We start from the raw sequence: 22,703 nt of genomic DNA, 5'->3' as shown, positions 1-22,703 counted from the left end.
AATAACCGGGATAATCCCCGCCAATTCTGGTTTATCAGTTCAAAGGTGTTTCGTGTCCAGCCAATTTAGTCAACTTCCGCTTACTCCTGCTTTGCTTGAAGCTTTGGATAATATGCAATTTAAAACGATGACTGAAATCCAGCAGAAAGCTTTACCAGAAATTCTGGTGGAAAAAGACGTGTTAGGACAGGCAAAAACCGGCAGTGGCAAAACCCTGACCTTTGCTCTGGGGCTATTACAAAAAACCAATACCAGCAGCTTTGGCGTGCAAAGCCTGGTGCTGTGTCCTACCCGTGAATTGGCAGAGCAAGTTGCCGAAGAAATTCGCAAGTTGGGCAAGCGTATGCCAAACCTGAAAGTACTTACGTTGTATGGCGGTACCGCCATAGGTCCACAAATTCAGTCTTTGCAGCACAGTGCCCATGTAATCGTCGGCACACCGGGACGTATCATGGACCTTATAGACAAAGGTCATCTGAACCTGTGGCATGTGAAAACCCTGGTACTGGATGAAGCCGACCGCATGCTGGATATGGGCTTTGAAGAAGAGATGACCACTGTTATCCGGGAAGTACCTCAAGAACGCCAAACCTTATTATTTTCCGCTACCTTCCCCGATAGCATCAAACGCATTAGTCAGGACATCCAACGCTCTCCCGTTGAGGTCACAGTTACCACCACTCACGACAACAAGAAGATTGAACAGACTTTCTTCGAAGTGCAAAAAGAGCATAAAACCAAAGCCACCGCTGCGGTACTTTCTGAATACCAACCGGAATCTTGCATTATCTTTTGCAATACCAAAGTGGCTTGTCAGGACCTGGCAGATGATTTGCGGGAGATGGGCTTTAGCGCCATCGCTTTGCACGGCGATCTTGAACAAAAAGAGCGCAATCAGGTAATCGCTCGCTTTAGCAACCAAAGTGAACTGATTATGGTAGCAACCGATGTGGCTTCGCGCGGCTTGGATATTGATAGCGTGAGCCTGGTGATCAACTATCAGGTAGCCATGGAATCCGAAGCCCACATCCATCGCATTGGTCGCACCGGCCGCGCCGATAGCGAGGGAGTGGCCGTTACGCTTGCAGCACCAGAAGAAATTCACTTTGTACGCGCCATTGAAGAGTTGCAACAACAAAAAGCCAAATGGAAAGGCATTCAGGCCCTGCGTTTTCACGCCAATCGCATCATCGAGCCGAAATATCAAACGGTTGCTATCGATGCTGGCAAAAAGAACAAACTGCGCCCCGGCGATATCTTAGGTGCGCTGACACAGGATGCTGATATTCCCGGCGATGACATAGGCAAAATCAAAATCACCGCCACCCACTCCTTTGTGGCGGTTAAAGTACGCAGCGTTAAGCGCACCTTGAATTACTTCAAAGAAGGCAAAATTAAAGGTCGTCGCTGTAAAGCAAGAAAACTGGCCTGAGCCACAATGTGTCAGAAAAGAGCACTTACTCAGGTTATCTGGTCTCATCACGGGCCAAGTGACCATATTTTATATTCATGATCATACTTTGACTGCGCTTGCTGATCATACGCATCAATGCCAGCGCTTTATTGGAATCTTCCACGAAGCGCTTCAAGAAGACGTCTTTGGTCATAACCATCATTTGCAAGTCACTTTTGGCCACCACATCGGCGCTACGGCTATCCCCCGTTATAAGCGCCAGTTCACCAAACATTTCTCCCGGTTCAAGGGTGGCGAGTACTGTATTTTTACCAGGCAATCTCACCTCCGCAATACCATCGATAATAATAAACGCTTCAGTTCCATCATCTCCGGCTTTTACGATTGTCTCGCCAGCCTTACAGAACCATCGTTGATAATCCATGATGAAATCATGCAATTTATTCTGGCGAATAAACTCCACGAAAAAGTCTTTAATATCAGCCAAATCCATCAGCAAAGGTAAAACCTGGTAATCAAGATGGGGATCGTGAAATTGCTCACCCACCTTTTTGAAACCAATACGCCTGAGTAAGGGGGCGATAGTGGGATTAATGGGAGCAACAACGTGAGTAATGTTGTTGGACATAGCGTAATACGCAGCCATCAATATGAGTCCCATCGCAATTTTTTCGCCACGATAGTCCTTATGAACGCAAAACATACCTGAATGCATGAGTCTCGCGTTTTTGGGTACGAAGGGACGAAAGTCGAAATAATCATCCGCGGGTAATCCACAAGAATCATCTATCGAAAAGCGAAAAGCCCCAACCGTATGCCCGTTGTGCTGAGCAATCATTTGCACCGAAGAAGGGAATGCATCAAACCTGTCGTATAGTCGTTTTTCACTGTTGCCCTGCAATATCTTTTCCTGTTCCACAAAAACTAAGTGCCGCAATCGAAATACGCTATCAAGTTCTTCCGTGCTGTCCGCAAGGCGCATACAAATCGGCATAGCTAGGCCCTCCTTGCCGAGTGAGAGACGGCATAAGCCCCATATTCGCCCTTGTGCAAACGCGCTTTGTAATCAGGAACAAATTGCCGCCGAAACACTTCACTGTCAGCAGTTTCTCGTAATTTGAAGTCAGACTGTTCGACAAAGGCTTTTAAATGATTTTCATCACACAACCAATTCAACGGCTCACCTTTGATTTTCAGGTATAACTTCAATAGTGGTCCATAAGAATCTGGGTGGTTGCTGGCCGGCTCTACTGCCGTAAATACCAGGTGTCTGGGGCTGCTACCAAGCAAATCCTGCAGAGACTGTAGTACATTGTAGATTTGCTCTGGTGTCAGATACATGAACACCCCTTCGACGATACATACGGTAGTTTCTTGCGGGGCAAAGGCGCTAAACTGTCCAAGTTCTTGCTGTAAGGTTTGATGGGTAAAGTCCACTGGCAAAAAATGCAGATTACTCATTTTTAATTGACCGGAAGTTAACGCCCTCTTTTTAACCTGATGCGTTGCGGGATGATCGATTTCAATACAATTGAGCTTATCGTTTTCTTCTGCGAGACGGTACAATAAGGTATCGAACCCTGCTCCCAAATTAATTACCTGTGTAGCACCGGCGGCAATAGCCTCCCGAACTTTTTTTTCAATATACGCCTTGCGCAATGCGTAATGGAGACTAATAGAGGGCAAAAGTAAGCGCTCTAATAACGGTAGAAACAGTTTTCCGACAGCAGAATGGATTTGTTTAAGCCTTTTACGCCCCTGCTCAGAGCTTTGCAGAATGTGAATACCTAACTCACGGTTTCGGCTCGACACCAAATGACGAAATTCCGTTTTATCCGCTACAAACAGCAATCCTTGCAACACGGTATAGGCGGTAGAACTTGCTTCATTGTCTTTCACTGTACCTTCCTTCGTCAGTATTTTTTACGCTCAACCAGATATCACAACATACCATCTCGGTGTGTAATTATGGTTAAACTCTTTCCTTAATTGAAAGTTAAAGCCCAAAAGCCAAAAAGTCTATGGTGTTCTGGTCATAAACTTAAAATCATAATCCGTATCTATGGGGCAAAGTACTTGAAATCGTATAATTTGAGGTAAACACAAACCCTATATTTAAAATCTCTACTCCTATGCTCCTGTAGTGAATACGTATGCACAACATTGCTCGTTCTGCCGCGCCGTAGCTATAGTTAAAAACTATTTTTTGTTCCGTCTGGATTAGGGAAATTAGCTATGGCCAACCGACTTCGTGCGCTTTTTACTTGTATCATTTTGATTTTACTTACTGCCTGCGGAGCAACCTCTAAAGCGCCCTCTCCCTACCAACCTCAGCCTTACGTTAAAATAACACCACCAGACTGGTCCAAAAACGCAGTACTGTATCAAATCAATACCCGCCAATTTACCCCGGAAGGCACCTTTGCCGCGGCGCAGCAACAACTACCTCGATTGAAAGAACTCGGTGTTAATGTGCTGTGGTTAATGCCCATCAATCCCATTGGCGAAGAGAATCGCAAAGGTACATTGGGCAGCCCTTATTCAGTAAAAGATTATATGAAGGTGAACCCTGAATTTGGCACCCTGGCAGATTTAAAAGCCTTTGTAGATGCGGCTCACAAGTTAGACATGTATGTGATTTTGGATTGGGTCGCAAACCATACAGCCTGGGATAACTGGATGCGTTTTGAACACCCTGAATGGTATGACCGGGATTACAAAGGGGACTTTCGTCCTACACCTTGGTGGGATTGGTCGGATATCATTGATTTAGACTACAGCCAGCCCGAACTGCGCAAATACATGACAGAGGCTATGAAATTCTGGGTGGCCGAAGTGGGTATCGATGGCTACCGCTGTGATGTAGCAGGTTTCGTCCCGGTAGATTTCTGGAACAATGTGCGCAAAGAACTGGATGCTATTAAACCAGTATTGATGCTGGCAGAATGGGAGTCTCGTGATTTACACGCAGAAGCCTTTGATATGACCTACGCCTGGTCCTGGTCTAAAACCATGCATGAGATTGTTAAAGGCCATGCCGATGTTGGCGGTTTGTTTGTTTATTATTCATGGAATGAAAGCGCCTTTCCCGCAGAGGCGTACCGCATGGTGCATGTGGCCAATCACGACAGCAATGCTTGGGAAGGCACCATGTTTGAGAATTATGGTGAAGCGCTGGATGCGGTGATTGCCTTATCCGTTGTAGGGGAAGGTTTCCCCATGATGTACAACGGCCAGGAGGCCGGAAACGCCAAGCGTTTAGCTTTCTTTGAAAAAGATCCTATTGTCTGGAAACCCCATCCCATAGGTGAACTGTATAAAACGCTGTTCGCATTAAAACGAAACAACAAAGCGTTGTGGAATGGTCAGTATGGCGGCCGCATGGTACACGTACCCAATACGGCAGCAAAACAGGTACTGAGTTTTGTACGAAAAAAAGACGGCGACAAGGTTTTCGCAATATTTAACTTCTCAGACAGCGCTCAAACAGTGTCCTTCGAAGAAACCCTGTATCACGGTGAGTATCAAGATGTGTTTTCAGAGGTAAAGTTAAACTTCAATCAAAACAGCGAAATGACCTTACCGCCTTGGGGATTTAAAATTTTGCAGAACTAATCTGCGCATTTGCGCGTATACTTAGCTTTTGCGCAAAACGTGGAAGGTTTTATGAAACAAAAAGTCCTGCTTCTTGCAGTTTTGACAGGTCTTTTCTCCGGGCAAGCGATGGCCCAAAATTGTCAGCGTTTGGTGGCATTGCAAAACAGTGCGGTGGAACAGGCTAATAACATGTTTAACGGCCCCGATAATCGCTTTGCCATTGTAGTGTGTAACGATGCTACGGAAGCGGTTTATGGGCAATTTTACGCGCAAATGAATTCGCAACGCACCCGCTCCTTTGGTGTGCCTACCGCCGGGTTGTCTCCCGTAAACGCGGCAATACAACCTGATAATCGCGCCAGAACCACCGGCATGATTGCCGCCGAAGATGAAAACAACGATACCTTTAGCATTAAGCTGCGCACGCGTTTTACCAGTGGTGAAGCCGTCGATTACTCTTCTGAGCAAAAACTCCCACCAGGTAAAAGTGCGGTATTTCAGGACCAGGGGTTTACCGTGGGTATCGTGCGCTTAGGGAAAGGTACTCGTCGTTAAAGGTTAGGGTATTTTAACCGCCCCGGTGTGTTTAATGGCTTTGATATTGCTTTGAGCTGTCAGCCCCAATCGACTCACCTGGGCAAATAATAACTCCAGGGTCGCCGCGGCGTCATCTAATGCATTGTGAGCATGTGCTTCGGGCAAACCGTGACGTAATCTTGCCCGGCTTAAATCCACCGGGCTATGAGTATCTCCCGATTTAGCCAGTAAATAACGCTCTAGCAATAAGGTATCCACAATCACCGGCGTCGGAGATAACATTTGTTGTTCCATATAGCTTTTATGCAGCATTTGCCAATCTAGAGTGCAGCAGTGCATTACCCAGACATGGCTTTTTGCATACTTGGCTAACACTTCCAATGGCGCTCTTATGGAAGCTCCCTCGGCAATTTCTGATGCCGTTATCCCGTGAATAATCGGACTTTGTTTCAGTTGCTGCGCACCTTGAATATGGGTGTGAAACGCAGAGGAAAGTGTCATGCTGCTACCGACCCCCTCAATCCATCCAACAGACAGAATTTTATCCTCTTTCGGGTTCAACCCTGTGAGTTCCAGATCAATTGCTAACAGCGGTAACTGAGACCATTCCAAATTAAGTAATTTGTAGTGGGATTGCTCTGGCTTAAGATATTTTTGGAAGAAGCGCCCGAGCAAACTGCTAACCTCCCAGTCCCGCGCTAAATTTAACAAGCAGCGCTGACTGGGTTCGCTTGATACTTTGCAGCGCTTTTTTCAATTGATATTTTTCCAATGGTGTTAACAACGTCACATCCACAAAGTTATCTGGTTGCGCTTGATTAAGCTGGCTATTGAGTCGCAATTCATTGAGAAAGAACCAAATACTCTTCAAATTGGTACAATCTTTCGCTGAAAGCATCCCCTTTTCCGACAGCGCAGCTAAACGCTCCGGGGTGCTGGCGCACTTGATCCCTTGCGACAAACTATACAAGCGCACAATGCTATTCACCACCGCCACTGCCTTCACTTTAAGATTAATCTTTTTGCCTTCCTGCTGCTCTTCATAGACAAAACGCTGAAACAGGTTTAGCGGAATGTCGTTGCTATTCACTTCCCGCGCTAACGCCGCTAAAAATAACGGCTTTTTAAACAATTCAGCACGATGGGTTTGTTGTTGCGAAAACAGGTCTTCACAACCCTCCACCAAGCGTACATCCAAAAATATATTAAAGTGCAATAAACGTTCAGTATCAGGTTCAGTGACACACCGCCGTGCTTCTTCGATTGCTTCTTCTAAAGAACATCTGAGTTCCGGATTACTGGCCATGATGTTGCCATTGCAAAGGGCAATACCGCATTTCGCCAAGCCATTGCAAACATATTCCCCCATCCCTTTAAACCAGGCTGCCTGCTCTGGATTAGGTGCTCCGGCTAACAACAGGCCATTGTCCTGATCAGAAGTCAGAAGTTGATCCTTGCGCGCCTGACTACCATACACCAGCCAACAATACGCCATCGGTGCAGGACCATGACTGCGGGTATAAAACTGGATAAGACGACGGGTCATAACATCCGTGGCTCGCGCCAACCATTGCCCTACAGTGGCAAAGCCTTGCTTACCTTGCATGCTAAAACGAATGTAGTGAGGGATTTGCCAGGCCTGTTGGATGAGTTCGTAGAGGTTAGCAGCACGAGAGAGGGATTTGATGAGCCAGGCAATATTGGACTTTTGCTGATTGATAACATCAGACTTGGTCATTATTCCCAGGGGTTTATGCTGCTCGTCCACGATGGGGACATGACTAAAACCTTGCTCTGACATCAAACACACAGCATCCAGCCAGTCCTGTTCAGGATAAGCCACCTCGGGGTTAACTGTCATCACATGCTTTACAGGTAACTCTGCCGATAGGCTTTTAGCTAATACCCGGCTGCGCAAATCTTTGTCAGTGAGAATACCCGACAGCCGCTGTTGCTGGCACACCAGTACCGAGGACACTTGCTTATGGGACATGATTTGAGCGCACTCTGCGATAGTCGTCTCTTCTGTGACGGTGATCAGATCACGCTGACACAACTCAAAAAGGTTAGCTTCCTGCCAGTTTGACTGTGAAAAGTGCTGCTCTTCCCTGCGCAGTGATTTGAGCAATTCGAGGAAGAAACTTTTGATGGCTTTTTTTTGTTCAGCCAATGCCTGCAAAATCTGAATATCCAGGCAAAACACCAAACCCGGGGTATGTATTTTGGTGATTTGTTCAGTATTGAATTCAACCGCTTCTGTAGAGAGAAATTCGGGCTTGTGCAGAAAAACGTATTCAGACTCACTGATAAAACGCCGCGAAGGCGCAGCGCCAGAATTGTCACTGGCCACCTCAAATTCACCGCTTTGAATCAACAGAACTCCATGCTGCAATCGCTGCTGTGTATCCAACAGCGGCAATGAATCCTCATTCAGATAGACCAAATTGGCAGACTGGATCAAGCTGAATAATTCCGTTTGAGACAGAGAATCCCACGGGGCAACTTGCGTAAAAAAATCAATTGTGTGTTTGGGTAAATCTGACATGCTCAGGTTTCTCGTAAAACGACAAAGCGGCTCTGTGGGAAAACACCTTTACTAGTGCTTTGCCGAGACGCTGACTTTACAAAACTTACTAAAATTTACTAGTGAGCCTGTGCTTCACCTGCCCCTTTCGGATAGCGGATGTCTTCCACCATCTGCTGCACATCAGCGGGCGCTTCTTCGCCCAATTTATACACGATAAAGGCTACGGTAAAGTTCACCAGCATGCCAATGGTACCAATACCTTCAGGCGAAATGCCCAGGAACCAGTTGTCAGGAACATTCGCCGCCGGGTTTACAAACTTAAAGTAAATAATGTAGGCCGCGGTAAACCCGATACCCGCTAACATACCTGCCACGGCGCCCTTGCTGGACATGCGCTTGTGGAAGATACCCAAGATGATAGCAGGGAAGAATGAAGACGCTGCCAAGCCAAAGGCAAAGGCTACCACTTGCGCTACAAAGCCAGGTGGATTAATCCCCAGATAACCTGCAATGGCAATACCGATAGCAGCCGCCAGGCGAGCATAAAACAGCTCTTGTTTATCGGTGATTTGCGGCATCAGGTTGCGTTTCAACAAGTCATGGGATACCGAGGTAGAAATCACCAATAACAGGCCCGCAGACGTCGATAACGCCGCAGCAACACCACCCGCCGCCACCAACGCGATAACCCACACTGGCAAGTCAGCAATTTCAGGATTGGCCAGTACCATGATGTCGCGATCCACTTTCATTTCGTTGCGCTCATCACCAGAGTAAAACATTTTGCCGTCGCCGTTTTTGTCTTCCCACTGGATCAGGCCGGTTTTTTCCCAGTTCTTAATCCAGGAAGCCGCCTCAGTGTATTCGGTACCCGTTTGCTCTTTGCCATTGATGGTTTCAATCATGTTTACCCGAGCAAATGACGCAATGGCTGGTGCTGTAGTATATACCAGAGCAATAAACACCAGTGCCCATCCTGCACTCTTACGGGCGTCTCGCACCTTCGGTACCGTGAAAAAGCGCACGATAACGTGAGGCAGACCCGCAGTTCCCACCATCAATGCCGCCGTAATACAGAATACGTCAATCATACTCTTAGTGCCGGAGGTGTATTCGGTAAATCCGAGCTCAGTAGAAAGCCCATCCAGTTTTTGCAGCAGCGAAACCCCAGAGCCATCGGCTAGATCACCACCAAAGCCAAACTGCGGGATCACATGCCCAGTCATAATGATTGAAATAAAGACCGCAGGCACCAGATAGGCAAAGATCATCACACAATATTGTGCCACTTGCGTATAGGTAATGCCCTTCATGCCTCCAAGAACGGAGTAGAAAAATACGATCCCCATACCAATTAATACGCCCATGGTTATATCCACTTCAAGGAAGCGGCTAAACACCACACCCACGCCGCGCATCTGACCTGCGACATAAGTAAAACAGACAAAAATAGCGCACACTACTGCCACCGTTCTGGCAGTTTGAGAATAGTAACGGTCACCGATAAAGTCCGGTACGGTAAACTTACCAAACTTGCGCAGATAAGGTGCAAGACATAAGGCTAAAAGCACATAACCGCCAGTCCATCCCAGTAGATAAACAGAGCCGTCGTAACCCATGAAAGAAATTAACCCCGCCATAGAAATAAACGAAGCAGCCGACATCCAATCTGCGGCGGTTGCCATGCCATTGGCCACCGGATTAATACCGCCACCTGCAACATAAAATTCTTTGGTAGAGCCTGCTCGAGCCCAGACTGCAATACCGATATACATCGCGAAAGTAATACCTACCACGATGAAGGTCATTGTTTGAATACCCATGCCCTTCTCCTACTCTTCACTTACGTTAAATTCTTTGTCTAATTGGTTCATTTTCACCACGTAAACGAAAATGAGCGCCACAAAGACATATATCGCACCCTGTTGTGCGAACCAAAATCCCAATTTGAAGCCAAAGAATGGAATCTGGTTGAGTACATCCACCAGCAATATGCCGCAGCCAAATGAGACGCCAAACCAAACCGCAAGTAAGGTCAGCATTAACTGGATATTGCGGCGCCAGTACGCCGTTTTTTGTTCTTCTGATTCAAATGCCATCGTTCTATCTCCAAAGGTACAGGGTTAAGATAGTTGGGTTTGGCAGTATTAGAAATGGGACCTTGGTCCCAATAAGACTTTGGTCCCGATTAGCTGTGCTAAACTGCACAAAAAAACAAAACGCATAACTCATGACATTTTTATGGTTTGCTCTCGCTGCCGCATATCTTGGATTTATATTTTGGCTGGGAAGCTGGGGAGACGGACGCAGCCCCAAAGCCAAACGGTTAAGCTCTCACCCATTCGTGTATGGGTTTGCTATTGCTATTTATTGTACTGCCTGGACTTACTTTGGTGCGGTAGGCGAAGCCGCGCGCAATCAATGGAACTATCTGCCAATATTGCTCGGCCCTATTCTGCTTTATCTGTTTGGTTATAAACTGATCATCAAGCTAATCAACGTCAGTAAAAAACAGCACGTGACCACCATAGCGGACCTCGTGTCATCGCGTTATGGAAAACGCCAAATGGTGGCCTTGATGGTTACCGTGATTGTGCTGCTGGCCACTATTCCCTACATCGCGTTGCAACTGCAGGCTATAGGAACGGCCTTCAGTCTTGTCTCTGGAGAAAAAAATGCATCCCTAATCGTGCTCACCGCTACGCTGTTTATCGGAGTCTTCTGTGTTATTTTTGGGACGCGCAAAACCGATGTCACCGAATATCGCCATGGTTTGATGCTATCCATCGCCTTTGAGTCAGTTTTGAAAATTGTGGCTTTGAGTCTAATTGCTTTATTTGCCTTGTGGACTATCAGTTTCAATGAATTTTCACTAGGCGATAAGTTCTTCACTCAAAGCGCCGTAGAGAATAGCTTCGCCAGTATCCCATTTTGGTTACAAACCCTGATTGCAGCGATAGCCGTACTTTGCCTGCCACGCCAATTTCACGTGGCCATTATCGACAATTTAAACATTAACCACGTGCATACGGCACGATGGTTATTTCCGGCTTATCTGGCCCTTATCGCATTACTGATCCCCGTCATTGCAACTGCTGGTGCGAACTTATTTATGGGCAGTCAGGTATCACCTGATAGTTATGTATTGGCTATCGCCAATGAAGCTGACAATGTCTTTATGCAAGCCATGGTGTTTTTGGGTGGGTTAGCAGCCGCCACGGCTATGATTATCGTATCAACATTAACCCTGAGCACCATGGTAAGTAACGATGTTATTCTGCCGAAACTACTCAATCAATCACAACGCTTAAAACACCAAAAATCTCACATACATTTTATTCTCTGGCTGCGACGTGCAGTAATCGCAGGTATTCTCTTGATGGCTTTTAGTTATCACACTTTTTTGTCAGGAGATATGCCACTGTCCAGCATAGGATTACTGGCATTTTCACTGGTGGTGCAATTAGCCCCGGCCATAATTGGCGGTCTTTATTGGCAAAAGGCGCATGCCCATGGCGTCATTGCGGGTTTAATCGCCGGTATCTTTGCTTGGGTGCTATTGCTATTGTTTCCGCTCCTCACCGGAGCAAATCATCCGCAATTACAAACCGGACTCAGCAGTGAACTCATCAGTATTACCGCGTCGCTAGCCCTGGCGGTAAACCTGGTGTTTTTTGTGGTATTTTCCCTGATGGCTGAACCCAATTTAATGGATAAGCTACAGGCCCGTAGCTTCGTGGCATCGCAGGAAAGCCCCCCGGGTGTGCTCAGCCCGAATCAAACCCGTATCAAAAACGAAGATTTGATCACTGTCTTAAAAACCTTCCTGGGCAACAACCGCACTCAGCAGTTACTTTCAGATTTTGAACATTCGCAGCAGCAAAGCATTCACCCCGACGATACCCCACTACAAGACTTTGTTCTGTTTTGTGAGCGTTCGTTAGGTGGGGTGATTGGTGCTTCCAGTTCCAACTTACTGATCAATGCCGTGCTGAACAATCAGCAAATGAATTTTGAACAACTGGTAACGGTATTCGATGATACCACCCAGGCCATCCAGGCCAATCAAAACACCCTTTTTGCTTCCCTGGAAAGCCTCGCCCAAGGCATTAGTGTGGTTGACAAAAATCTGTGCCTGATCGCTTGGAACAAGGGCTACCTGGACATTTTTAACTACCCCGACAAGATGGTAAAAGTGGGCACGCCCATTGAAGAGCTGGTGCGTTACAACGCCCAGCGTGGCGAATGCGGTGTTGGCGATATCGACAGCCTGGTACACAAACGCATGGAACACCTTCGGGCCGGTAAGCCCCATAAGTTCGTGCGTCAGCGCAGTGATGGCCGGGTGATTGAAATGATCGGTAATCCACTGCCCCACGGTGGCTTTGTCACCAGCTTTAACGACATCTCAGAGCACATCGAGTTTCAAACCGCGCTAAAAGAGGCCAACATTGACCTGGAAAAACGCGTTTCTTCTCGTGCCGATGAAGTCAAAGCCATCAACTCGGAATTACATCGCGAAATTGAACGCCGGGCAGAAGTGGAACAACAACTGATGGTGGCACGAGAACAAGCGGAACAAGCCAATGCCTCTAAAACTCAGTTCCTGGCTCTTGCCAGTCACGACATATTGCAGCCCATCAACTCCGCCAAGCTATATCTCTCCGCAACCGAAGATATGAACATGTCTGAAGATTTAAAAGCGACGCTGGGTAAGCTTGGACAGAGCCTGCAGGCGGGTGAAACGCTGATCGCTACGCTTCTGGAAATTGCCCGTTTAGACCAAGGCGCCCTCACCCCCAAGCTCAGCGCGCAAAATCTCCGTGAGTTATTGTCAGGGCTTATCAATGAATTCACATCAGGTGCAGAACACAAAGCACTAAAGCTTAAATTATGTTGTCCAAAAGACTGCTGGGTGATGGCTGATCCGGTTTATTTGCATCGCATTGTACGCAACCTGATATCCAACGCGTTGAAGTACACGCATCAAGGCGGTGTGCTGGTCACTGTCCGCAAACGTAGCGAAAAACTACTACTGCAAGTGTGGGATACTGGCGAAGGCATATCAGAAGCCAATCAAGAAAAGATTTTCCAGGACTTTTATCGCGCTCATGAAGGGCAAGAATCAGGGTTAGGGTTAGGACTTGCCGTGGTGGCACGCCTGAGCAAGCTATTGAACATGCCGCTGACAATGACATCTCAGTTGCGCCGAGGTAGTTGCTTTTCGCTGACTTTGCCAGTTACCGAAAAACCGCAAGTCGCTGAAACTAAAACCGACAGCAACCAGCAAAAACTCAAACAACTCACGGCGCTGTGTTTGGATGACGATGCCCATAATCTGGATGCCATGCAAACCTTGCTGTCCCGCTGGCAAATAACAACCCTGTTAGCTCAGAGCTTTGAAGAGGCCACAAAGTTTCTCGACGAAAGCCCGCCGGATGTGCTTTTAGTAGACTACCAATTGGGCGAGCAGCGCAGTGGACTGGATTTTATTGAGTACGCAAGGAAAAACACAAACAAAACAATCCCCGCAGTGCTTATCACCGCTGAGCGAGATGAAAGGATAATCAATGCTGCCAAAGCGGCGCAGGTTAACTACCTGCCGAAACCAGTAAAACCGGCTAAATTAAGGGCGCTACTGAAGAGCTTTGGGGTTTGAGCAATAATTTATAAAAATTAACGAGTTACGTATATGTCTATAATTTTTTTTGTGGTCACAAATTAATAGCTCAAATATGATTAAGAAGATTAATGTTCAATTTAATTGCCGAGAAAAAATTAGACAATATAATCAATTTTGTAAATTCAACTGAAAAATATGTAAGGGAGTATTGTGAGCAAGATAAATTGAATTGGATTTGGTGAAGTAATCAAGTCAAAAAGGAAAGAGAAAGGTATAAGTCAAGTTACTCTTGCTAAGGAGCTTGGTGTTTCACAACCTGTAGTATCTCTAGCGGAGAGAGGAAGTCCAATAGGTATTAACGATGACCGACTGGATATTTTGAAGACTTTATTGGAAATTTCAGACAGCGAAATTCCAAGTGCAGAGAAATCTAAATCGACATCAAGTAGGAAAAAAGTTTTTATAAGTTACTCACATCGTGACCGAGACTACTTTGACAGAATGAGCGTCCACTTAAAGCCTCTTGAGAAGAAAGACTTGGTTGAATCTTGGTCCGATACTCGAATCTCCGCTGGAGAACTGTGGAGAAAAGAAATCGAAAAAGCGTTAAGCAAGACTCAAGTTGCAATATTATTGATAAGCGCAGACTTTCTAGCGTCTGATTTTATAGTTGACAATGAGTTACCACCTTTACTTGATAAAGCAGAAGCCGATGGTGCAACAATTATCCCCGTAATTCTCAAACCATGTAGGTTTGTCCGTGAAGGTTCACTAGCAAGATTTCAAGCGATTAATTCACCTGAAGAACCTCTAATTGCAGCTTCTGAACATGAAAGTGAGCTTGTATACGATGCTCTTGCCCAGAGAATAGAGGAATTACTCTAAGAGGAAATATAACGCACAGTAGGTTAAAAGAGAGTAGCTTAAGTCAGCAAAAGTAGACTCGACCTGCGCGATAATGTAATAGTAAATGAGCGAATTAAAAACCTTTCAGCCATAAAGCAAGGGAGCCATCGGCTCCCTTGTTCATGTAATAGTGTAACCTCACTCAGAAGTAGTATTGCGCATGGTAATCGCAGAATTGTCCAACACCCGCACTTCCCGTTGTGGAAACGGAATTTCAATGCCGTGCTCTCGCAGAGTTTCGAACACAATCAACAGCAAGTCCCCGCCGACGCGGTTCTTACCATCGTCGATGCCAATCATCCAGAACTCCACAAACATGTTCACACCGGAATCGCCGAAAGAATCAATCTCACAATCGGGGCGTTCTTCAAAAGGGATGTCTTCGCCGCTGATCACTTGCGGATGCTGACCCACAGCCTCTTTAATAATGTCGCACATGGCACGGATATCGGTTTTATAAGCGACACTAAAATCGATGCGGTAGCGCTGTTTGGGATCCTTGTGGGTCCAGTTGATCATTAAGGAGTTAATGAACTTCTCATTGGGCACCAGAATGTCTTTGCCATCATAGGTTTCTAACACGGTGTAGCGCATCCGAAACTCGCGCACAAAGCCTTTGCTGCCATCTTCCAGTTCTACAAAATCGCCGATAGTCAGTGAACGGTCCAATAAAATGATGATGCCGGATATAAAGTTTGAAGCGATACTTTGCAAACCTAACCCCAAGCCCACACCGACCGCACCACCAAAAACAGCCAGTGCTGTCAGGTTGATGCCCATGATGTTTAACAGCAGTACGAACATCACGCAGAACAGCGCCACTTCAAAGACTTTGGTGAAGACTTCCTTGGTAGTGACGTCCAGTTTTTCGTGGTTGCGGATAAGTTCTTTACCGACGTTTCTGGAAGCGCGACCTAACCAAAACAATACTACGCCGAAGATTAAAACCCTGGCGACCCCATAGCTGGACACCTCAACATTGCCAACGTTGATAGACATAGACTCCATCACCGCCACTATGCCCGGTAAGATGCCGACTAAGTGCAAGAACACCACAGGCAAAATCACCCAGCGCATAAAGGTAGCGATATTTTTACTGTCTACCAGTGCCCGTACCAAGGTATTAAGAAATAACAGCACGGCAACCACCAATGCAACGTTTAGCAGCCAATCGTCAAACTGATATTGCTTACCCAGCACCGTGGAAAGTTTGAGGAAGGAAATCGACAATATAGGAAAAATAATACCGGTTAACTTATACGCCAAAACCTTTAAGGTATGAGCACCTTGCTCTGGTGGTTTGCTCACGGCACCAAAACGAGCGCGGATTTGTCCGGCCAGTAAAAAGGCAAACAAATATATAATGAGAATAATGGATAACTGCACTATAAAGCCCATGCTCAATACCGCCTCTTGAGCCACAACGACATAGTTATTTAAGGTCGTGCTGAGGGATTGAGTTGTTGCTTCAAATGACTCAGCGTGGTTTTCGTTGCTATTCATAGTGTAAATGCCAAGGGCTTCCTGTCAGGTCAGATAAGAAATTTTTATTTTAATGAATCACTATTAGCGCAGTTATGCATGACAACGCAAGAAAAACGCGTAAATAATAAAGGAAGATTGTTTGAAGCAATTAGTTTTGCTGAGGTGCTTGTAACTTTAACTGATTAGCGATTAGCACCGCTTGGGTACGATTGGTAATTTCCAGCTTGCGCAGAACAGAGGTAACATGGGTTTTTACGGTTTTTTCAGCAATACCTAATTGATAACCGATTTGTTTATTGAGTAAACCATCGCGCAACAGGCATAACACCTTATATTGCGAGGGTGTTAGTGTTGCGACTTTATCTGCCAATGCACTGAACTCATCATCGCTATCATCTACTTGCCCGGCCACTCGTTCCGGCAACCAAGTTTCTCCCTGTAACATTTGATTGATGGCGTCTACCACTTCTGCAGCAGGCGTTATTTTAGGGATAAATCCCATTGCCCCTGCGTTCATAACCTTGCTAACAATTTCCACTTGTTCAAGGCCAGAAACCACCGCAACAGGCACTTCTGGATGTAGCTTGCGAATATGCAGCAAACCAAATAAATCATCGCTGCCGGGCATGTGCAAATCCAACAGGAGCAAGTCAATATCTGATGCCTCTTGCAGTTGCTTCAGCGTACTTTGCATATCCGCCGCTTCAAGAATACGGGTGCCGGGCAAACGCGCATCCAACGAGATGCGTAGCGCATCTCGATAGAGCGGATGGTCGTCTGCAATGAGTATAACCGACACCAGTGAACCCCGATTAGCCGCGATTCATACGGTTTTCAATCAGGGTGTCCACAATCCCCGGATCTGCCAGTGTAGAAGTATCCCCCAGACTGGCGAAATCATCTGCAGCTATCTTGCGCAAAATACGACGCATGATTTTTCCGGAACGAGTTTTGGGTAATCCCGGTGTCCACTGCATCAGATCTGGCGAGGCAATTGGACTGAGCTCCTTTCGTACCCAACTTACGACTTCTTTGCTTAACTCATCTGTCACTTCAGTGCCCGCTACCGGAATAACATACACATAGATGCCTTGGCCTTTAATATCATGGGGATAACCCACGACTGCCGCTTCAGCAATGGCGGGGTGCGATACCAAAGCACTTTCAATTTCGGCTGTGCCTAAGCGGTGTCCAGATACATTGAGCACGTCGTCAACCCGCCCGGTGATCCAATAGTGGCCGTCCTCATCGCGACGAGCTCCGTCACCGGTGAAGTAATTCCCCGGATAAGTGGAAAAATAGGTTTGCTCAAAACGCTCGTGATCACCCCACAAGGTGCGAGCCTGTCCCGGCCAACTGCGCTTAATGATAAGGTTGCCCTCAGTGGCACCTGCGAGAGTTTTGCCTTCGTTATCCACCAGCTCAGGTTCGATTCCGAAAAATGGATTAGTCGCTGAACCAGGTTTCATCTCGGTAGCACCGGGTAATGGCGTGATCATCATGCCGCCGGTTTCAGTTTGCCACCAGGTATCCACTATCGGACAACGGCTATTACCGATAACACGGTGGTACCAGTGCCAGGCCTCTGGGTTAATGGGTTCACCCACAGAGCCTAACAAACGTAAGCTTTCTCTGCTTGAACTTTCGCCGGCAAACTCACCTTTTGCCATCAGTGCGCGAATGGCAGTGGGTGCAGTGTAAAGAATATTAATGTTGTGTTTATCAACAATCTGACCGATACGACGCTCATCAGGATAAGTAGGTACCCCCTCAAACATGACCGTAGTGGCACCATTGGCCAGCGGCCCATAAACAATATAAGTATGACCAGTTATCCAGCCAACATCTGCCGCACACCAATACACTTCACCGGGTTGGTAATCGAAAACGGCCTTATGAGTCGCCGCGGCGTATACCAGATACCCCCCCGTTGTGTGCAATACCCCCTTCGGTTTACCGGTAGAGCCGGAGGTATAAAGAATAAACAGCGGATCTTCCGCCGCCATGGGCTCAGGTTCACAGTGGCTGTCGCACTCGGCAAGGATAGTAGCTGCATCCACATCGACACTGCCCATAGGCACATCAAGACCCACGGCATTAAAAACCAAAACATGGGTTATGCTGGGACAAGCGTTATTGCTCAACGCCGCATCAACATTGGTCTTCAGAGGTACCGATTTAGTACCACGTCGACCGGCATCAGCAGTGATCACTACCTTCGCTTGACAATCATTCACTCGGTCAGCGATGGCATTTGGCGAAAAGCCACCAAAGATAACCGAGTGTACCGCACCAATTCTGGCACAAGCTAACATGGCATAAGCAGCTTGTGGGATCATGGGCATATAAATGGCAATTCGATCACCTTTTTCCACACCCAGTTTTTTCAAGGCATTGGCCAGTTTGCACACTTCATCGTGCAACTCCTGGAAACTGATGTGTTTATCTTCGTCGGCGCTATCGCCTTCCCAAATGATAGCAGTGTCGCTGGCGCGCTGTGCCAGGTGGCGGTCAATACAATTGGTACTGACATTCAACACACCATCGGCAAACCATTTAATATTGATATTCCCCGGCTCAAAGCCGCCTTCAAAACCTTGGGTGGGGGTTTTAATCCAATCTAATGTGTTCGCCTTATCTAACCAAAAGGCGTCATTACTCTCTAATGATGACTGATACTGTTCCAGATAATCTTGCGCTTTAATTTGGTAATCGCGCTCAATGGCTTGCTGATCTACGGGCATGTTCATAACCAACCTTGCTTGTAATAGTGAGATGTTAACAAAACTTTAAACCAACTCACCAGAATTCTGTATAGGACCTTGGTCCCGTATGCACAAAAGTTGTGTTACATCAAAAAAATGAGCGGATGTAGAGGGCCATCCAGGACTTTGGTCTTATTGGGACCATAGCCCTATATCCAAATCGCGTTTTCAGGCTCATTTTAAAACGGTGTTCCACTGACTCCGGAAAAAAAATGAAAAAAATAGCTTCAGCCCTACCCCTGTTAAGTGCCGTCTTACTCAGTAGCTCGTTTCTGTCAGGAACAGTCTCGGCAAGTCCACTTAAAAATACCGACTTTAGTTTTTCTGGCTACGTCAAACTAGATGCCATGGCCAGCAACTACAGCGACGGCACGTTAGCCTCAGGCAATATTGGACGAGACTTTTACATCCCCAGCTTAACTCCTGTGGGGGGGGAAGACGAAGACACTCAGTTCGACGCCCATATCCGTCAGTCTCGCTTTCGTTTTACCACCAGTACTCAATTGGCAAACGATGAAACCATAAAAGGCGTATTAGAATTTGACATGCAAGTTGTCCCTGATGGTGATGAGCGCATCAGCAACAGTCATCAGCCTCGAATTCGACACGCTTTTCTAACCTATAAGAACTGGCTATTTGGACAAACCTGGACCACATTCCAGGACGTCAGTGCGCTGCCGGAAACGCTAGATTTTATCGGAGTTACCGACGGCACTATTTTCGCTCGACAAGCCATGATTCGCTATACCAATGGACCCTTTCAAATTGCTTTGGAAAACCCCGAAACAACCGTGACGCCATTCCAAGGTGGTGGACGCATCGTCGCTGACGATAATGCCGTGCCCGATTTGGTATTGCGCTATAACCACAAACGAGATTGGGGCCATGTTACTGTCGCCGCATTGGTCAGACAGTTAGCCTATCAGAATCAACAAGGCGACAATGACATAGACAGCACTGAAACCAGTTATGGCATCAGTATAGGGGCAAAGTTTAAGTTTGGTGACGATGATCTTCGTTTGATGTTTAATACTGGAGCTGGCCTGGGGCGTTACTCTGGGTTAAACATTGTTAATGGCGCCGTGCTGGATGAGCACAATGAATTACAAGCCATTGATTCTACGGGCTTCGCTATCGCCTATCGACACATGTGGAATGAACAGTGGCGCTCCAGCTTTACTTATTCTGCGTTTTCGGCGGATAACGATACCGACCTGACGGGATTGAACACCACGGAATCCACCTGGAGCACTCGCGCCAACTTGCTTTACTCACCAAGTAAAGAGCTTACCTTCGGCGGGGAATATACTTTTGCTCAACGGGAAGTGGAAAGTGGCCTGGAAGGTGATATGAATCGCCTGCAATTCTCTGCAAAATACGCTTTTTGATATCAGTAAAATCACATTGTTCGTGTGTGTTGGCGACAATTCTCTTGTCGCCTTTTTTTCAAAAGACTTTAATTTATTGGGCACATTCCAGATTGATAAAATCTTCACGGGCAAATAACATTTCGTATTTACTTTCCAGATATCGGGTTTGTGCAACCCACTCGTTGGTTAAACTAATTAACCGTACATGCGACTCCCGTTTATTCTCCTGCAGTGCTTCACCGTGATTAAAAATGGCGGCATTAAGGCGATTAATGACCGGCTGATAGCTGTCTTTTTGAAAATCAATAACCGCGCCTATCTCGGTGGCCAATTCATAGTTTGCATGCAACATGTAACCCGACTCACCAGCCAGCGACCAGGCGGAATAACGCAGCGATTCCTGAATTAACATAGACTCCAGGTTCACATCAATTGATTGAGCTTGTTCGCCTTGACGTCCCATGGAAATCGCCGCGCGAATGGTGGCTAATAAACCTTGCTGTTTAGGCACGTAACCACGTTTTATGAGCACCCGATTAAAGGCTAATTCAGATTTAACATTACACATGGCAATGTGGGTGCGCTCTTCAATATCTCTTTCTTCGTCCCAATCCTGCAAGGCAAACGCCAACAGAATACTGGCACCAATAAAAGCGGACTCGGCAAATACTGCCCGCCACTTAATTGCTTTTGCGGTGTTAATTTGTAACATGCCTTGGGGTGTCCTTGAAGATTGTCTCTCTTATCTGGCTGAGTAATAAGCTGTTGCCTTTACCCTAACCTTTCCTGAAATCCCATGATACCTAAAATAGTGTGATTTCAACAAATTGATTCATACTGGTAAGACGCTACAATAACCGCTCTTTGATTATCAGAAACCATAAATCTATGTATCTGCATCCATCTTGGCGTGTACTCACTATCGGTGATGGCGACCTGTCTTTTTCACTGGCATTAACCCAAAAATACCCGGATTTGAGAGTTTGTGCCAGTGTCCTGGATTCAGAGCAGGAGATCAGGGAAAAGTATCAACTCAATGCCATCGATACCCTGCAAAGCAATGGGCATCAAGTGTGTTTCGAAGTGGATATCACCGCGCCTGACTCTTTTCAGCCGAAGCTGGCAGCTAACTTCGATGTGACTATTTTTCAATTCCCCTTAGTGCCCAATAATGGACAGCGCAAGCCCGGTCAAAGCTGGCATCAGGGTCCAGATAGCAATCTTTTGAATCGACGTTTACTCAGTGATTTTATTAAGCATTCCGCTAATCACTTTTTGTCTTCCGATGGCGCTCGCCTGTGCTACGTTACTTCAAAGGATGTCAAACCCTATTGCGACTGGCACATTGAATGTTTGGGTGAGCAAAGTGCATTACAGTATTTGGGGGATATGCCCTTCAACCCAAGTGATTTTCACGGTTACAGAGTGCGTAATGTGGATAGAGACAAGCAAGTAAAAAGCACCGCCGCCAGAACTTATGTGTGGTCAGACAAAGCATTTTCCGAAACCATCCCTCAACTAAATTCGCCCGTTACTGCAGGTGCGCAATATTGCCCCTTGTGCAAAGTAGGCCCCGTGGCTGACGAGCAAGATTGGCTAAATCATTTGAATTCCAGACAACACAAGCGCCGCGCCGAATATCAGCAAAACTGGGAAAACTACCTCACCGAAAATAACTGATGCGTTGATCTAACGCTTTTCTTTTGACGTTTATCGAATCCCTGTTGCCTGATTGCTCCCTATTCAACGATGATGATGCAAGAACACTTGCAGTGAGCACCTATGAAATTTCAAAAATATGTATTTCTGGTATTAGTATCTATTTTGTTAGTTGCCTGTTCAGGCAATAACTGGCGTACCGCTAGTCGCGCGCCGGCAGGCATCGCTGCTGATCCGTTATTACATAAAGAAGCCGTGATCGAGTTTTATGCCGCAGATGCGTTTAGCTGGCGAGGCTGGTTTGCGGTGCATACCTGGATTGCGGTTAAAGAGAAGAATTCACCGGAATATACAGTTTACGAGGTAGTCGGTTGGCGTGTGCGACATGGTCAACCCGCATTGAGAAAATATAAAACAGCGACACCAGACCGATACTGGTATGGAGCAAAACCAGAGAAATTTCACAGTGTCTCAGGAGAGAAAGCCGAAACCTTGATCCCACAAATTATTGCCGCAGTTGGCAAATATCCTTGGGCAGACGAGTACACTCTGTTTCCGGGGCCAAATAGCAATACCTTTCCCGCCTGGGTGGGTTTACAGGTACCAGAGCTGGAGCTGGAAATGCCCTTTCGCGCCATTGGTAGTGGTTATGCTCGATAGAATTGCGTGAACAACCGCGCCCCCGGAATTCTATCGTTCTCCATCACCTATAAAATCACCGTCAATACTCTCGGGCGTCTCTTGAGAGAAATATTTTCCCATAAACGTGTAAAGAAATACCCAAACATTCCGATATGAGAAATTGTTTTACCTTTCAGGT

Annotated in this window: 18 protein-coding genes and 1 pseudogene; 9 read left to right on the top strand and 10 right to left on the bottom strand. The window is 46.5% G+C overall.

The annotated features are described in order from the left end of the window. Positions 1-52: 52 nt before the first annotated feature. Positions 53-1,432, top strand: coding sequence for an ATP-dependent RNA helicase DbpA (gene dbpA / locus ACXAGP_RS19565; RefSeq protein WP_475263328.1), 1,380 nt, complete (start codon positions 53-55; stop codon positions 1,430-1,432). Positions 1,433-1,466: 34 nt separating this feature from the next. Here dbpA and ACXAGP_RS19560 read toward each other — a convergent pair whose 3' ends face one another. Together ACXAGP_RS19560 and ACXAGP_RS19555 are read right to left on the bottom strand one after the other, a co-directional pair. Then, complete coding sequence (locus ACXAGP_RS19560) at positions 1,467-2,408, bottom strand: N-acyl amino acid synthase FeeM domain-containing protein (protein WP_475263327.1); 942 nt, start codon at positions 2,406-2,408, stop codon at positions 1,467-1,469. A 2-nt stretch (positions 2,409-2,410) separates the two neighbouring features. After that, on the bottom strand, positions 2,411-3,313 hold the full coding sequence (locus tag ACXAGP_RS19555; RefSeq protein WP_475263326.1) for a class I SAM-dependent methyltransferase: 903 nt from the start codon (positions 3,311-3,313) through the stop codon (positions 2,411-2,413). Positions 3,314-3,649: 336 nt separating this feature from the next. On the opposite strand from ACXAGP_RS19555, the gene ACXAGP_RS19550 reads away from it, so the two are divergent. Together ACXAGP_RS19550 and ACXAGP_RS19545 are read left to right on the top strand one after the other, a co-directional pair. Further along, positions 3,650-5,029 (top strand): alpha-amylase family glycosyl hydrolase, encoded by a 1,380-nt coding sequence (locus ACXAGP_RS19550; RefSeq protein WP_475263325.1) that lies wholly within the window; start codon positions 3,650-3,652, stop codon positions 5,027-5,029. Positions 5,030-5,080: 51 nt separating this feature from the next. After that, positions 5,081-5,566 (top strand): hypothetical protein, encoded by a 486-nt coding sequence (locus ACXAGP_RS19545; protein WP_475263324.1) that lies wholly within the window; start codon positions 5,081-5,083, stop codon positions 5,564-5,566. A 3-nt stretch (positions 5,567-5,569) separates the two neighbouring features. On the opposite strand, the gene ACXAGP_RS19540 is transcribed toward ACXAGP_RS19545, so the two are convergent. The 4 genes from ACXAGP_RS19540 to ACXAGP_RS19525 form a co-directional block, all read right to left on the bottom strand. Beyond that, the gene (locus ACXAGP_RS19540) at positions 5,570-6,259 is read right to left on the bottom strand and encodes a 3'-5' exonuclease (protein ID WP_475263323.1); all 690 of its coding nucleotides are present in this window, start codon (positions 6,257-6,259) and stop codon (positions 5,570-5,572) included. Next, positions 6,228-8,093 carry a DUF294 nucleotidyltransferase-like domain-containing protein gene (locus tag ACXAGP_RS19535; RefSeq protein ID WP_475263322.1) on the bottom strand — a complete coding sequence of 622 codons (1,866 nt, stop codon included), beginning with the start codon at positions 8,091-8,093 and terminating at the stop codon, positions 6,228-6,230. The genes ACXAGP_RS19540 and ACXAGP_RS19535 overlap by 32 nt, the downstream gene beginning before the upstream one ends. A gap of 98 nt (positions 8,094-8,191) precedes the next feature. Then, positions 8,192-9,898 carry a sodium:solute symporter family protein gene (locus tag ACXAGP_RS19530; protein ID WP_475263320.1) on the bottom strand — a complete coding sequence of 569 codons (1,707 nt, stop codon included), beginning with the start codon at positions 9,896-9,898 and terminating at the stop codon, positions 8,192-8,194. 9 nt (positions 9,899-9,907) lie between these two features. Continuing rightward, the gene (locus ACXAGP_RS19525; protein WP_338291097.1) at positions 9,908-10,174 is read right to left on the bottom strand and encodes a DUF4212 domain-containing protein; all 267 of its coding nucleotides are present in this window, start codon (positions 10,172-10,174) and stop codon (positions 9,908-9,910) included. A 131-nt stretch (positions 10,175-10,305) separates the two neighbouring features. On the opposite strand from ACXAGP_RS19525, the gene ACXAGP_RS19520 reads away from it, so the two are divergent. The 3 genes and pseudogenes from ACXAGP_RS19520 (at position 10,306) to ACXAGP_RS19510 (ending at position 14,583) form a co-directional block, all read left to right on the top strand. Next, positions 10,306-13,734: a PAS domain-containing hybrid sensor histidine kinase/response regulator gene (locus ACXAGP_RS19520; RefSeq protein WP_475263318.1), complete on the top strand. Its 3,429-nt coding sequence runs from the start codon at positions 10,306-10,308 to the stop codon at positions 13,732-13,734. A 192-nt stretch (positions 13,735-13,926) separates the two neighbouring features. Continuing rightward, positions 13,927-14,067 (top strand): annotated as a pseudogene (locus ACXAGP_RS19515) (helix-turn-helix domain-containing protein); the annotation flags it as partial. Between the two features lie 9 nt (positions 14,068-14,076). Next, entirely contained in the window at positions 14,077-14,583 is a 507-nt protein-coding gene (locus tag ACXAGP_RS19510) for a toll/interleukin-1 receptor domain-containing protein (protein WP_475263316.1), read from the top strand. Between the two features lie 159 nt (positions 14,584-14,742). Here the strand turns inward: ACXAGP_RS19510 and ACXAGP_RS19505 are convergent, their stop codons facing one another. The 3 genes from ACXAGP_RS19505 to acs form a co-directional block, all read right to left on the bottom strand. Next, entirely contained in the window at positions 14,743-16,107 is a 1,365-nt protein-coding gene (locus tag ACXAGP_RS19505) for a mechanosensitive ion channel family protein (RefSeq protein WP_475263315.1), read from the bottom strand. A 130-nt stretch (positions 16,108-16,237) separates the two neighbouring features. Further along, positions 16,238-16,888, bottom strand: a complete 651-nt coding sequence (locus ACXAGP_RS19500) for a response regulator transcription factor (RefSeq protein ID WP_475263313.1) — start codon at positions 16,886-16,888, stop codon at positions 16,238-16,240. 13 nt (positions 16,889-16,901) lie between these two features. Then, positions 16,902-18,839: an acetate--CoA ligase gene (gene acs, locus ACXAGP_RS19495; RefSeq protein ID WP_475263311.1), complete on the bottom strand. Its 1,938-nt coding sequence runs from the start codon at positions 18,837-18,839 to the stop codon at positions 16,902-16,904. Positions 18,840-19,066: 227 nt separating this feature from the next. On the opposite strand from acs, the gene ACXAGP_RS19490 reads away from it, so the two are divergent. Continuing rightward, positions 19,067-20,242 (top strand): DcaP family trimeric outer membrane transporter, encoded by a 1,176-nt coding sequence (locus ACXAGP_RS19490; protein ID WP_475263310.1) that lies wholly within the window; start codon positions 19,067-19,069, stop codon positions 20,240-20,242. A gap of 73 nt (positions 20,243-20,315) precedes the next feature. On the opposite strand, the gene ACXAGP_RS19485 is transcribed toward ACXAGP_RS19490, so the two are convergent. Continuing rightward, complete coding sequence (locus ACXAGP_RS19485; protein WP_475263308.1) at positions 20,316-20,936, bottom strand: hypothetical protein; 621 nt, start codon at positions 20,934-20,936, stop codon at positions 20,316-20,318. Positions 20,937-21,112: 176 nt separating this feature from the next. Between ACXAGP_RS19485 and ACXAGP_RS19480 the strand changes: the two genes are divergently transcribed. Both ACXAGP_RS19480 and ACXAGP_RS19475 read left to right on the top strand, forming a co-directional pair. Further along, complete coding sequence (locus ACXAGP_RS19480) at positions 21,113-21,904, top strand: Rossmann-like fold-containing protein (protein WP_475263306.1); 792 nt, start codon at positions 21,113-21,115, stop codon at positions 21,902-21,904. A gap of 102 nt (positions 21,905-22,006) precedes the next feature. Continuing rightward, positions 22,007-22,543, top strand: coding sequence for a DUF3750 domain-containing protein (locus ACXAGP_RS19475; RefSeq protein WP_475263305.1), 537 nt, complete (start codon positions 22,007-22,009; stop codon positions 22,541-22,543). The last annotated feature ends 160 nt before the right edge of the window (positions 22,544-22,703 follow it).

This window comes from Planctobacterium sp. AWM4_229, assembly GCF_056160305.1.
This window is presented reverse-complemented; position numbering and strand designations above follow the sequence as displayed.

Bases quoted from the DNA above. Each gene is read 5' to 3' on its own strand.
- ACXAGP_RS19545 (WP_475263324.1), top strand. From the start codon at position 5,081: ATGAAACAAAAAGTCCTGCTTCTTGCAGTTTTGACAGGTCTTTTCTCC.
- ACXAGP_RS19535 (WP_475263322.1), bottom strand. From the start codon at position 8,093: ATGTCAGATTTACCCAAACACACAATTGATTTTTTTACGCAAGTTGCC.
- ACXAGP_RS19475 (WP_475263305.1), top strand. From the start codon at position 22,007: ATGAAATTTCAAAAATATGTATTTCTGGTATTAGTATCTATTTTGTTA.
- ACXAGP_RS19550 (WP_475263325.1), top strand. From the start codon at position 3,650: ATGGCCAACCGACTTCGTGCGCTTTTTACTTGTATCATTTTGATTTTA.
- ACXAGP_RS19530 (WP_475263320.1), bottom strand. From the start codon at position 9,898: ATGGGTATTCAAACAATGACCTTCATCGTGGTAGGTATTACTTTCGCG.
- ACXAGP_RS19560 (WP_475263327.1), bottom strand. From the start codon at position 2,408: ATGCCGATTTGTATGCGCCTTGCGGACAGCACGGAAGAACTTGATAGC.
- ACXAGP_RS19485 (WP_475263308.1), bottom strand. From the start codon at position 20,936: ATGTTACAAATTAACACCGCAAAAGCAATTAAGTGGCGGGCAGTATTT.
- ACXAGP_RS19525 (WP_338291097.1), bottom strand. From the start codon at position 10,174: ATGGCATTTGAATCAGAAGAACAAAAAACGGCGTACTGGCGCCGCAAT.
- acs (WP_475263311.1), bottom strand. From the start codon at position 18,839: ATGAACATGCCCGTAGATCAGCAAGCCATTGAGCGCGATTACCAAATT.
- ACXAGP_RS19490 (WP_475263310.1), top strand. From the start codon at position 19,067: ATGAAAAAAATAGCTTCAGCCCTACCCCTGTTAAGTGCCGTCTTACTC.
- ACXAGP_RS19520 (WP_475263318.1), top strand. From the start codon at position 10,306: ATGACATTTTTATGGTTTGCTCTCGCTGCCGCATATCTTGGATTTATA.
- ACXAGP_RS19480 (WP_475263306.1), top strand. From the start codon at position 21,113: ATGTATCTGCATCCATCTTGGCGTGTACTCACTATCGGTGATGGCGAC.
- ACXAGP_RS19505 (WP_475263315.1), bottom strand. From the start codon at position 16,107: ATGAATAGCAACGAAAACCACGCTGAGTCATTTGAAGCAACAACTCAA.